This window comes from Nocardioides sp. (genome assembly GCF_030019515.1).
Taxonomy (GTDB): domain Bacteria; phylum Actinomycetota; class Actinomycetes; order Propionibacteriales; family Nocardioidaceae; genus Nocardioides.
On the sequence record NZ_JASEEQ010000010.1, the window covers coordinates 1 to 12,239 of the forward strand.

General features: G+C 75.4%; 8 protein-coding genes and 1 pseudogene. All 9 read right to left on the reverse strand.

What is annotated here, in order from left to right; genetic code table 11:
- Positions 1–1,010, reverse strand: a pseudogene (locus QMC84_RS14520) (hypothetical protein); the annotation flags it as partial.
- Between the two features lie 84 nt (positions 1,011–1,094).
- Entirely contained in the window at positions 1,095–2,432 is a 1,338-nt protein-coding gene (locus tag QMC84_RS14525; RefSeq protein WP_300375749.1) for an ATP-binding protein, read from the reverse strand.
- Positions 2,429–3,685: a contractile injection system tape measure protein gene (locus QMC84_RS14530; protein WP_300375751.1), complete on the reverse strand. Its 1,257-nt coding sequence runs from the start codon at positions 3,683–3,685 to the stop codon at positions 2,429–2,431. The genes QMC84_RS14525 and QMC84_RS14530 overlap by 4 nt, the downstream gene beginning before the upstream one ends.
- A complete protein-coding gene (locus QMC84_RS14535) occupies positions 3,682–5,808 on the reverse strand; it encodes a hypothetical protein (RefSeq protein ID WP_300375753.1) in 2,127 nt (708 codons plus the stop codon). Before QMC84_RS14535 ends, QMC84_RS14530 begins: the two co-directional genes overlap by 4 nt.
- Positions 5,809–5,842: 34 nt before the next feature.
- A complete protein-coding gene (locus tag QMC84_RS14540; RefSeq protein ID WP_300375755.1) occupies positions 5,843–6,667 on the reverse strand; it encodes a hypothetical protein in 825 nt (274 codons plus the stop codon).
- Positions 6,654–8,816, reverse strand: a complete 2,163-nt coding sequence (locus tag QMC84_RS14545) for a hypothetical protein (RefSeq protein WP_300375757.1) — start codon at positions 8,814–8,816, stop codon at positions 6,654–6,656. Before QMC84_RS14545 ends, QMC84_RS14540 begins: the two co-directional genes overlap by 14 nt.
- The gene (locus QMC84_RS14550) at positions 8,813–11,521 is read right to left on the reverse strand and encodes a baseplate J/gp47 family protein (protein ID WP_300375760.1); all 2,709 of its coding nucleotides are present in this window, start codon (positions 11,519–11,521) and stop codon (positions 8,813–8,815) included. Before QMC84_RS14550 ends, QMC84_RS14545 begins: the two co-directional genes overlap by 4 nt.
- The gene (locus QMC84_RS14555) at positions 11,518–11,964 is read right to left on the reverse strand and encodes a GPW/gp25 family protein (protein ID WP_300375763.1); all 447 of its coding nucleotides are present in this window, start codon (positions 11,962–11,964) and stop codon (positions 11,518–11,520) included. Before QMC84_RS14555 ends, QMC84_RS14550 begins: the two co-directional genes overlap by 4 nt.
- Positions 11,961–12,233 (reverse strand): PAAR domain-containing protein, encoded by a 273-nt coding sequence (locus QMC84_RS14560; RefSeq protein ID WP_300375766.1) that lies wholly within the window; start codon positions 12,231–12,233, stop codon positions 11,961–11,963. Before QMC84_RS14560 ends, QMC84_RS14555 begins: the two co-directional genes overlap by 4 nt.
- Between the last annotated feature and the right edge of the window lie 6 nt (positions 12,234–12,239).

Consider the following 12,239-nt stretch of genomic DNA (forward strand, 5'->3'; position numbering starts at 1 on the left):
GCGGTGGCGCCGATCGAGCTGCTGATGCCGCCGGCACCGACCGCGCCCATCCGCTGCACCTGGGCCGGCCCGGGCTCGGCCGGTGCCGGCGGCATCAGCAGCTCGATCGGCGCCACCGCCTCGCCCTCGCCGGACGGCACAGGCACGTCCTCGGGCGGTGCGGCCCCGCCGGCCGCGGCCTCGCTCGGAGCGCCCTCGGACGCCGCCTCGGGAGCGGCCTCGGGCGCCGCGCCCGGGTCGGCGGTCTGGCCGGCGTCCGGCACCGGCGCGGTGGGCAGTGTCGGGCTCCCCGGCGACCCGGTCTCGGCGGGCACGTGCGGGGTCGGGTCGGCTCGGGACGCCGTGACGTCGACCGGTCCGTCGCGGTGGCCCAGCCAGGCTCGGGCGACGGCGTCGAGCACGCCGGCCGTCGCCGGCGAGGTGGGCGGCAGGGTGCCGGGAGGCACCAGGCCGACGTCACCGGTGACCACGGCGGCGGCCGAGCCCGTGTCGCCCAACTCGAGGACGAGTCGCGACAGGTCGGCCCCGAGCAGCGCGCCGAGCAGGTCGCGCACGCCGGTGGCGACCGTGTCGGGCTCCGGGAGTCCGGCCAGCGACACGGGCAGGGTGATGACCGTGGCGCCGTCGGCGGCCGAGGAGGTGAGGCCGGCCGCGACCTCGACGGCACCACCCGTGACCCGCAGCGTCTGGTCCTCCCGCACCACGCCGGGCAGGGGCACCGGTGCCGAGCCGTCCCAGTCGGTGACCTGGGCACGCACGGTGGCGATCGGCAGCCCCACCACGCGCACCCCCGTGGTGAGGTCGACCGGCGCCACCACCCGGCCGTCCGCATCGAGTGGGAAGACCGCGGTCGTGTCCGACCAGGGGCCCTCGCCGGTGGCGACCAGCCGGCCGACGCCGGCCCGCCACTCGGCGTACCTCGCGGTCAGCCCGCCCACGACCTGGCCGTCGAGCGCGACCCTGCCCTCGCCGCCGGCGGGTGGGACCAGCCTGGCGAGCGGGGTCGGCACCCGGGGGCGCGAGGGCGTGCTCGCCGTCGGCGCCGCCGCAGCCGGGGCGGTCGCGAGCGTCGGACCAGCGGCCGCCGGCACGGCTCAGCTCCCGCCGTGGTCGGCCGGCATCGTCCGGCCCGCCTTGGTGAACTGGGTGCGTACGCCGGCGAGCAGGTGCTCGGTGGTGACCACCTGGCCGTTGGCCGCCGCGCTGTACGCCGCGTCGAGGGTCGCGTCGCGGATCTGGGCCCCGGTGAGCGGGAAGGTGCGGGCCAGTCCCGTCCAGTCGACGCCGGCGACCGGGAGCTCGGGCGGTGCGACCTGCTGCCACAGCGCCGTGCGCTCGGCGATCCCGGGCTCCTCGAACTCCACGACGACGTGGAGCCGGCGTTGGAACGCCTCGTCGATGTTGGCCAGCAGGTTCGTGGTGAGCACGACCGTGCCGGGGTGCTCGCTGAGCCGAGTGAGCAGGTAGCTCACGTCCTGGTTGGCGTAGCGGTCGTGCGCATCGGAGACCTCGGTGCGCTTGCCGAAGATCGCGTCGGCCTCGTCGAACAGCAGCAGCCATCCCTCGCGGGCGGCACGGTCGAACACCCGGGCGAGCTGCTTGGAGGTCTCGCCGACGTACTTGCTGACCAGGTGGGACAGCTCGACCTGCCACACCGGCAACCCGGCCTCGCGGCCGATGGCCGCGGCGGCCATCGACTTGCCGGTCCCCGACGGGCCGTGGAACAGCGCGACCAGGCCGGAGACCGAGTCGTGGTGGGCGCCGAAGCCCCACCGCTCCACGACCTGCTGCCGGTGGCAGATGCGGTCGACCAGCCCGGTCAGTTGCGCGGCCCGGGCGGCAGGTACGACGACATCCGCGAGCCGGTGCACGGTGTGCAGCGGGCGGGCCGGGAACGACTCGTCGGGGCTGCCGACCGCCACCGGGCGGCCCAGCGCCCACTGGGCGAAGTCGGTGGTGGCGTGCAGGGAGCCGGACAGCACCGGGCTCGCCGCGGTGAGCTCGACCAGCCCGGCAGCCACCAATGGAGCGTCGGTGGCGAACAGGTCTGGTGCCGCGAGCACCGCTTCGGGGTGACGCGCGACCAGGGTGCGGGCGATCTCGCCGGTCAGGCCGGTGACACCTGGTCGGTCCGCCAGTCGGGCGAACATCGCGTCGAAGCGCGCGTCGACCTCGCGGGCCAGCGCCGCGGTGACGATGACCGCCTCGGCGGCCGAGAGGTGGCCGGCCCGCACGACCTCACCCAGCGGGCCGGAGCCGGTGAACTCCTCCAGCGGCGGCAGGCCCTCGCCCGTTGACCGCGGCGGGCGGCGCCCGAACAGGCCGTCGGGGCCGGTGCCGGAGCGGCGCTCCTCAAGCCGCGTGGCGATCAGCAGCTCCACGGCCGCGAGGGCCCGGTCGAGCTCGGCGACGTGGGCGGGAGCGAGGGTCACCCCGGCTCCCAGCCGACCAGGATGGTGGGTGTCCAGGGCAGCCGCAGGGCGCCGACCGGGTAGGGCAGCCGGTCGAGCACGAGGTCGAGCGGGCGGCGCCCGAGCCGCACCAGGACGACGCCGTGGTCGGGCACGAGCAGCGCCCGCCGCTCGAGCCAGTGGGCGCGCACGAATCCGGGGCTCGAGCCTGCGAATCCGGGCAGGTCGGTGGCGAACGCCGCGAGCGCGGCCTCGCCGGGCGCCGGGTCGGCCGCGACAGCGGCGGGTGGGGTCGGTCGCTCGTCGTGCCAGCCCGGGTCGCCCGCGAGCAGCCGCAGCAGCGGGTCGTCGCGCACCGGCCGCGGGTCGGCGGGATCCGGCTCCGGTCGGACCAGCACGGACAGCACGTCCAGCCGGACGGCGACCGGGTCGGCGCCCGGAGCCTGCGCGCACGCGGCCTCGAGGAGCAGGCGGAGCCGGTGGTGGAGGAGTACGACGCCGCCGTACGCCGACAGCCCGGGCGCCCCGGCCCTGTGGGGGCTCCGGTCGTCGATCGCCCGGGTGGCGCCGGGTGGCGTGGTGCCGCTCGGCTCCCGGCCGGTGGCTGTCGGTGCCCGCGCCGACCCCGGTCGCGGGTGGTCACCCTCGGGAGGGCGCGAGGCCACGTCGTCGCCGCCGGGGTCGGGCCGGTCGGGATGGCCCAGCGCACCCAGGAGCGCGGGTGACGGTGTCACGCCCGCGGCGTGGAGCAGCGCGAGGGCGGCCGCCCGCTCGTGCGGCGCCAGCAGCGCCAGTGCCTCGACGGTGACCGCGTCGTCGGTGGCCCGTGCGGCCAGTGCGCGCAGCTCGGCCGCGCCCGCGTCGCCCACTGCGGCGGTGCTCGCGAGCGCCTCGGCGAGCTCCGCGGCGCGGGCGGCCGGCGTCGCTGCCGCCGGGTGGGTCTCGTGCGGCGCGGGCGCGGCACGAGAGCCGTCGACCGGCCGCGCGCCGGTCGTCGTCGCGCCGAGCCGGTGCGCGACCTCGGCTCGGATCAGGCCGGCCCACAGCACCGCGACGACGTGCTCGTCGAGCTCACCCGGGTCCAGCTCGATTCGCACCCGCAGCTCGGCGATCTCTGCCCGGTCGTCGTCGGGCAGCAGGCCGGCCAGCGCCTCGTCGAGCTCGGCGCCGAGCAGCCGGTGGGCCACGTCGGTGAGCCGCCGTGCCAGGGCCGCCCCCTCCGACCCGGGGCCTGGCCGGATGCGCAACCGGCGCACCTCGTGGACGGTGGTCACGGGCCGAGCAGCTTCCCGAGGGCGTCGGTGCGCGACCGGATCGCCTTCAGCTGCGAGGCGGTGGCGCCGGCGGTCCCGAGCGCGGAGGTGATGGAGGTGAGCACCGAGGTGAGCGCCGCAGGGTTCTCCTCCAGCGCGTTCCCTCCGGCGGCGATCGTGACCTCCATCCGGTGCAGCCCGTCGTCGATGGCGGCGAGCTGCGGTGCGATCACGGCCTCGTCGCCGGCCGCCTTGGTCAGCGCCGCGCGGACGTTGCGGAGCACGTCGACCGTCCCGGACCCGACCTCCGGCCGAACCCGGACGCCGGGGTAGCCGCTCTTGCCGACCTGCCCGACCTGGCCGAAGAGGCGGGAGATGTCCTCCTTGGCGGTGTCGAGCTTCTGGTTGACCTCCGCGAACGTCTCGCGCATCAGCCCGTCGACGTGGTTGACCACCGAGGCCTGGTTGTTCGCCAGCAGGGTCACCACCTGGGCCTCGACCTGACCCTGGAAGACCGACGGCATCTCCTCCACCTGCTGGACCAGCAGGGTCTGCTCGTTCTTCAGCTCGGCGTAGACCTGCCGGTTCTCGATGACCCCCTTGTCGAGCGTGTCCAGCGTGACGGCGAACTCGCCGAGCCGGGACTCGAAGGTCGTCGTGGCCGCGAACGCGGCCTTCGCCTGCTGCTGCGCGACCGGCAGGTTGGTCCCGACCTGCTGGATGGCCAGTGCCGCCGGGACGACGCCGACTCCGATCAGCTTGTTCTGGTCGTCCTTGACGAGGTACGTCTGGTCGTCCGGCCCGGCCCCGCTGGCGAACACCAGCCCCGGGATGCCCTTGGCCTGGTCGAGGGTCAGCACCTCCGTGTGCGGCTCGATGCCAACCTTCTTGATGACTCCGTCCACGGCCGTCTTGACCTGGTCCGCCGGGGTGCCGAAGAACCCGCTCATCTCGATGTGGCCCGAGCCGGCGATGTCGGGGTACAGGTCCTCATACGAGTTGAGCAGGAACTCGTTCGGATCCGGGTCCCAGAGCGGGTCGATGCGGTCCTGGTAGCCCGGCCGGGCGTACCGCTCGGCCCAGTTCTCGCGCAGGCGCTTGCCCGGGTACTGGTGGATCATGCACTCCCGGTAGCGGCACAGGTGCACCTTGTCCGGGTCGAACGTCACGGGAGGGTCTGCGGGTGCCGGCGTGAGCGGGGGGTTGAAGGACATGACGAGGTTCTCCAGCCGGTCGACGAGCAGCTGGTCCGGGTGCTGGCAGGAGCCGCCGAAGAGCGCCTGGGTGAGTCCCGTCGGTGGCTCCCAGTGGTGGCGGTAGCGGCACTGCCAGACCCAACTGCCGCCGGAGTGGTCCAGCCAGCCGAGGACGACGCCGGGCTCGGCGGCGGTCCGCAGCACGGTCGCCGACATGAGGGTGCGGAACCGGAGCAGGTCGAGGGCGGCGACGTACACCTCGTTGAGGAACGCCGCCTTGTACTGCTGGACGCCGAGGAGGTCGGTGCCGGCGAGATTGATGTCCTGCAGCTTGGCCAGCGCCGCCGCCGACAGGGACGAGCCGACGCGCTGCACGATCTTGGTGCGCAGCGAGACGAAGCCGCCCATGACGGCGCCGGTCGAGGCGAAGGTCAGCGGTGCGCAGTCGGTGAGCAGCTCCTCCTCGGAGAAGTCGGTGGTGTCGACCCGCAGCCGGCCGCGGACGACGACCAGGTCGGCCCGCAGCATGTCGACCCGCGCGTGACCCTCGCACCCCTGGGCGGTGCAATTGTGCTGCGCCGGCCCCGGGTCGACGTGGGCGACCAGGACGACGGAGTACCCGGACCGGTCGCTCTCGATGAAGTCGAACGTCGGCGCACCGGGCGTGGGCGTCGGCTCCAGGGGAATCACGCCAATGGCGGCGGACTGGGCCGCGGTGAGCATGATCGCCTCGCCGCGCTGGTCGATCGCGAGCCCGGGCGCGATCGTGAGCCGGTCGCCGGCGCCGTTGACCGTGCCCTCCAGCCCGGCCGCGACGCCGAACCCGACGGTGCGCCCCAGGAGCCGGTCGCGGCCGACGAGGTGGTCGCGCTCGTCGTTCAGGTCAGCGGCGGTGAGGGTCTGACCGGCGGTGTAGACGGGGTACTGACCCAGCGGGGTGACGGTCATGTCGGCTCCTCCTGCGGTACGACGAGGTGATGGCTCATGGGGTGTGGTCCTCGGGGATGGCGCCGATGTCGAGCCGGTCCTGCGCCCGTCCCTCGTCGGCGCAGCTCCAGATCCGGATGCCGAGGCGGTGGTCGACCTCGCTCACGATCGAGCAGAGCAGGTCGCGCATGTCCTGCTGCCAGTTCTGCACCTGGGCCTTGGTGGCGGCCGGAGCCAGGGGAGGGAGCGTGAAGCCCCGGCCGACCCAGCAGACCCGGACCGAGACGTGGGCGGGCGCGTAGCGGTCGACGAAGGCGATCGCCTCTCGTCGCCGGCCGTAGTCGGCGAACCGGTGGTCACCGCGGACGAACAGGGTGGCGCGCAGCCACGGGTCGAGATCCGCGACGTCGGCGGCGACCGGGTCGGTCACCCGGAAGTGCTCGACCAGGTCCGGCGCCTTCGCGCCGGTGGCGTCGGCGAAGGCCAGGCAGAACCAGTTGACGAAGCCACGCGGCGTACCTCGCTCTCGCCACAGGCGTACGGCGCGGCGCAGGTAGGCGCGGCGGCGCCGCAGCCCGGCCGCCCCCTGCGGCCACGACGGCGGGAACGCGAACCCGGTCCACGACGCCAGCTCGTCCTGCACCGCCCACTGGTCCTGGAGCAGCGCGTCCTCGCCGGCGTCCCCGGGCAGCGCCGAGGGCCAGTGGTCCAGCGACTCCGGGGTCAGCCAGGTCTCGACGTCGTCGAGCGCGGTCAGGCCGGACCGCAGCAGGGTGTCGGCGAGGTCGAGGTAGGAGTCCAGCTGGGCGAAGGCGTCCTGGTCGTCCTGGTAGACCGCGGGCAGTCCCAGCGCAAGCGGGAGGTAGTCAGGACTGGGCATCGGCGTCCTCCGTCCCGAGCTCGAAATGGACCTCGAGACAGTCGCGCGAGGCGAGCACCGGTACGCCGCCCGCGGGCACGACGATCTCGCCCGACGGCCGGCCGTCGGCGGGCTGGCCGCTGAGGCTGCGCACCCACCGCTGGGGCGTCGTGCCGGCCGTGACGGGCGCGGGTGTCGCCGACCACCAGGTGCTGCCGGAGTCGACGCCCGCGGCGACGCGGACGGCCGTGCCCGGCGCCGAGCTGTTCGCCAGCCGGGTCCACGCGCCGGCCGCGACCGTGTAGACGCCGTTCGCGACCGGGTCGGCCTGGCCGGTGACGAGCACGGTGTCACCGGCGAACAGCCAGACTCCGCCGACCTGCGGCTGACCCGAGAGCGTGACCGGCGTCGTGGTCACGGCGCGGACGTCGGGCAGCACCGATCGGTCGGTCCGCTCCCAGATCAGGGGCTCGGTGTGCAGCCGGACGGGCGGGTCGCTGACCATCGCCCAGACCTTGCCGGCCTCCGAGCCCTCCGTGACCCGGACGACCGCGTTGACGACGCAGTCGTCGCAGGCGGCATCGTCGGCCCGCTGCCACGGGCCGGGCGTCGCGACCCAGATTCCGTTGTCGCTGGGCGGGTCCTGCGCGGTCAGCAGCACCCGGTCGCCGCCCGCGAGGGCTACCCCGTCGAGCTGGCCCAGGTTCTGCAGGCTCGCCCGCGCCGTCCCGGCGCGCACCCGCACCGGCGCCTTGACGACGGGTCCGTCGTGGACGACGGCGCGCACGTCGCTGACGCCGAGGACGGAGGGGTCGGCCGCCAGCACCTGCACCAGCTCCGTCACCGGGATCGCCGCACCCGGCGTCCAGCCGCCCACCGACGCCGGTGGCGTCGGCCACGGGCCGCGACCCGGGCCGATGTACCGCGCGGCGGTGCGGCTCTCGGGCCGTCCGGCCGCGAAGTACGCCGCCACGCGGGCCCGAGCGCGGGCCATGACCACCGCGCGGTCGACGCCGAGCGGGGTGTGCAGCCGGCCGGACAGCGCGACCGGGTAGTGCCGCACGAGCGCGATGCCGAGCTCGTCGCCGAACAGGCGCCGACGGCCGAGACCGGTGTACCGGTCGTAGTCCTCCTCGAGGATGTCGTCGAGGACCGACTTGAGGAAGGCCTCGTCGGTGCGCGCGGAGACGCGCGGCGCGACCCGCTCGACGACGACCGTGACGACACCAGCCCGGTCGGTGACGACGGTGCGGTCGCCGTGCCACGCGACGCCGGGCTGCGCGCCGGCGACCGCCCACGCCCGGGCGACCTCGGCGGCGTTGCGGGCGCGGGCAGCGTAGTCGTCGCCGGTCACCGGCTCGCAGCGCAACGCCTGGTCGGGCGTAGGCGGCCACACGGTGGTCGCGCCGAACGCCTCGTGGCTCTCGGGATCGTGCTCGGTGTCCTCGACACGCTCAACCAGCCGTGCGGCGAGCGCCGCGGAGGCGGGCAGCGCGCGCCGGTCGCGTTCGCGCTCGACCAGCAGCGCCAGCTCGTCGGCGAAGAGGGAGGCGAGGGGTGGCAGCCGGTGGAGCAGCTGCCTGGCGGTGGCGGCCCGGTCGTCGTCGGTGGCACCCGCGGGCAGCCCGGCGGTCGCCTCGTCGATCGCGGCCGCCACCAGGTCGGAGGCGCCCAGGGCGGCGGCCTGCAGCCGCGGCCGTCGGAGCACCCGCAGGCACGCGTCGACCATCCGCGGGGTCAGCGCGACCGAGGCGTCGCGCGCCAGTCGCACCACCTTGTCTCGGGCGGCCGCGACGGGGTGGGCCTCGGCGATCCGGGTGAGCTCCGTCGCGACGCTGACCCCGCTGCCACCGGGCTCGGGCCGTGCGAGGAACCGGGCGAGGGTGAGCAGCTCGCCGGGCGTCGGCCGCTCCTCCGCTGTGGTGAGCGGTGCCGTCGGCCAGTGGTCCAGGCCGCGGCCGGCGACGCGGTAGTGAGCGTCGGCGAAGCCGAAGGCGATCGCCTCGAGCACGGTGATGCCGGGATCGCTGGCGTTGAGGTCGGTCCAGGTGTCCTGGGTGTGGGCGCTGACCCGCGCCATGGCCTGCCGGACGAGCGTCGCGTGGTCGGCGTCCGGGGCGGACAGCGGCTCCAGCCGGAGCGGCTCGGGCCTGCGGGGTGGGCTCGTCACAGCTGCTCCTCCACGGTCACGTCGTGGTGGCCTGCCGAGGCGACCAGGCCGCGCACCGGGTCGACGGTCACCGGATCGGCGTGGCTGCCGTCGGGCAGGGTGAGGTCGAAGGTCTCGACGTGGTCGACCTCCGGCAGCGACTCCAGGAAGGTCACCACCGCCGAGGCGTAGAGCCCGCCGCCGAACCGGGGTGCGGCCCGCAGGGCGGGGTGCAGCCAGCGCTCCAGCTGGTCGAGGACCGCGGCCCGCCCGGCGAGCGAGGCGACCCCGCGGGCGAGCACGAGGTGGGCGGTGATCGTGACGGCGACGTACGCCGGCGGCACGACCGCGACCATGGCCGTCGCCGGCATCCGGGGGAGCAGCGCCCCCTCGATGGCCTCGGCCATCGCGACCGTGGGCACCGGCATCGGCTGGCGTCCCGCCGGCACCACGACCAGTGCGACGCTGCCGGGCCGGTGGCCCAGGGTGGGACAGGTGTGGGGCAGGCAGCGGACCGCGGCGAGACCGGGCACCGTGTCCCGGGCGAGCTGCTCGTAGTCCCAGGCGGAGACCGCGCGATCGCGGTGCCGCGGGTAGCCCGAGGCGCGACACAGGTACGACGCGTCGTCCTCCGCCGCGCGGCCGGGCAGGCCCGCCAGGCCGACGACCTTGGCGATGCCCGGAACGGCTCCGACCAGCCCCTTGACCTGGCCCGCCTGCAGCGCGACGTCGGGGGAGACCAGACCGGGCCGCGGAGCCTGCTCGCCGAGGGCGGCGTCGGGCACGACCTGCACCAGGGTGCCCAGCCGCCCTGGCTCGGTCGAGTCGAGGCGGAGCCAGCGGTGGCTGCCGTCGAGGTCGCCGCCGTCGGTGCTGCCCGCGGTCCACGCCTCCGGGGCCAGCACCCGCAGCAGCCCACTCTGCCGGAGGCCGCGGGTGCCGTCCGCGACCGCGGCGTCCTGCCAGCCTGCGGCCGTCGAGATCTGCCAGGTGCTCCGGCCGGGCGAGGCGCCGACGTCGGCAGGCACCACCTCGAGGTAGAGCGACACCGAGCCGCCGATCGCGGTGTCGGGCAGGTCGAGGCCGAGGTCGAGGTGGGCGGCGTCGTCGGCGCCGCCGAGAGCCACCGCCGTGACGAACGCCGACTGTGCCACGGTCGCGGTGGCGAGCAGCCGTCGGACCCGGAAGCCGTCGTACGCCGTCACGTCGGCGGGCGACACCCGGGCCGTCGTGTAGCTCAGCCAGAGCCGCTCGAGGCGCGGCGCCTCGGGCGGAACCAGCTCGGCAGCGGTCGGCTTGCCGGTGGCGCCCGGCACGCCCGCGGTCGCCGCCAGCCGGCCCAGGGCGTTCTGGAACGCGGTCCAGCCGAAGTCGCCGTCCTGCAGCCGCAGCCGCAGGTAGTGGCCCGGCTCGCCGGCGTACGCCAGGGGCTCGGAGCTGGGCCGGTTCGGCAGCCCGGTCAGGTCGCCGGCCAGGTTGCTCAGCTCGCTCCGGGAGATGTCGGTGTCGTCCCAGCCGGTGCCGTTCCACAGCTCGACAACCAGCTCTGCGGCGACCGTGCCGGTCTTGGTGGGCGTCTTCTTGGTGCTACGCCCCTTCAGCGACCCGAGCGGCGCCGTGGAGTCCGTCGCCCGGTCGCCGGCCTTGCTCGGCCCGGCGCGACCGACGTCGAGGCCGAGCCGGGTCAGGGGCTTGCCGAGTGCCTCGTCGGAGCGCACCACCAGGGCGTCGCCCTCGTGCGGCGTCGGGCCGAACGGCTCGAAGGCCTTGGTCAGGTCGAGCTTCGCGTCGCCCGCGTACGCCGCCTGCGCGGCGAGCCCGGTGACCTGCACCGAGAGCGTCACCGTCCGGAACCGGAAGCCGAGCGCGGCCGGGTCGAGCGGCGAGTCGTCCGGCGGCAGCGTCACCTCGAGCCACGGGAGGGCCTCACCCGGGCCGGGTGCGCACGCGCCGGTGAGGTGCACCCGCACCGAGCTCGCGCCGCCGTCGCGGACCGACGCCTCGGCCGAGATCGTGGCCGGGCCGGTGGTCGTCGACTGCCGCCAGGTGGCGCCGCTCAGGACCGCTGCGTCACCGCCGTCGAAGCGCACCGTGGCGGTCGCCGACCCCGTGCCGTCGGTCGCGAGGATGGGGTCGGCGAACCGCAACCGGTGGCCGGCGGTGAGCACGCCGGGAGTACCGGGGTCGTCGGCGAACGTCACGAACGCGCCGGCCCGGTCGTCCCACTGGACCGCGTGGTCGGCGAGGTCACCGACCTCGAGACGCCGCGAGCGGGATGCCTGCACCACGGGCACCGTGATGCCGTGGGCCTGGATCGGCTCGGTGGTGAGGTAGCGGCGCTCGCGACCGGCGTCGTCCTTCGCGCGCACCTCCGTGCCGGCCGGCACCTCGACGCTGGCGGCGCCCTTGTCGCGGACGAAGCCGACCGGCACCCGGTCGGGCACGGCCCCGGCGACCGGGATCCGCAGGATGTCCTTGAGCCACTGTCGGCGCAGCACGGCGGGCAGCTGGTCGAGGTGGTCCGCGAGGCCGGCGGCGAGGTCGGCGGTCGCGGCCAGGAGCGCCTGGTCGGGTCGCGCGAGGTCCTGCGGCTGCTCGTCGTCGTCGAAGAGCAGGTCGTGCCAGGTGGTGTCGGAGCCGGGGATCCGCACCGGCCGGTGTCGGGAGAGGACGGCGATCTCGCGGAGGGCGGCTGCGGAGTCCCGCGGGTCGACGAGGCGGCTCATCGCTGCTCACCCGAGACGTGGAAGGGCAGCACGAGATTCTGCGGACGGCGGTGCCGGTCGATGCGGTAGTCGATCTGGACGTCGACACGGTCCTCGGCGGATCCGGCGACCTGGGCGGTGACGGCGTCGACGAGCACCCGGGGCTCGGCGAGCAGCAGGGCCCGGCGGACGTCGTCCTCGAGACGGCGGCAGACCTCGTCGGTGCGTGGGTCGAAGACGTAGCGGTCCACCCCGGCCCCGAAGTTCGGTCGCATCACGCGCTCGCCGATGGCCGTGCGCAGGATCAGCACCAGCGCCTGCTCGATCCGCTTCTCGCCGCTGGAGGTTCGCAGCCCCTCGGTCGGGTCGTGGTCCCGCGGGTCGGCCCAGCGGACCGGGAACGACCAGCCGGTCCCGACCTGGGGGTAGCCCTCCCAGGTTTCGGTGGCGGGCTCGAGGCTCATCCCACGACCACCGTGGGCAGGCCGACCGCGACGCCGGCGCCGCAGCCGCACGGGTCGCCGGCGCGCAGCGCGGGGCGCCCCCCGACCAGCACCGTGGCCGAGCCGGCGGCGAACGGTGTGCTCGGCGGGTGCCCGGGCTGGATGACGCACGCGTGCAGGTCACCGAGCACCGCTGCCGGCAGGCCGCCGATCATGACGGTGGGAACGCCCGGCCCCACCACGGTCCCGCCGTGCGTGGTCGGGTCGGTGACCCGTGCTGCTCCTGGCACGTCGCG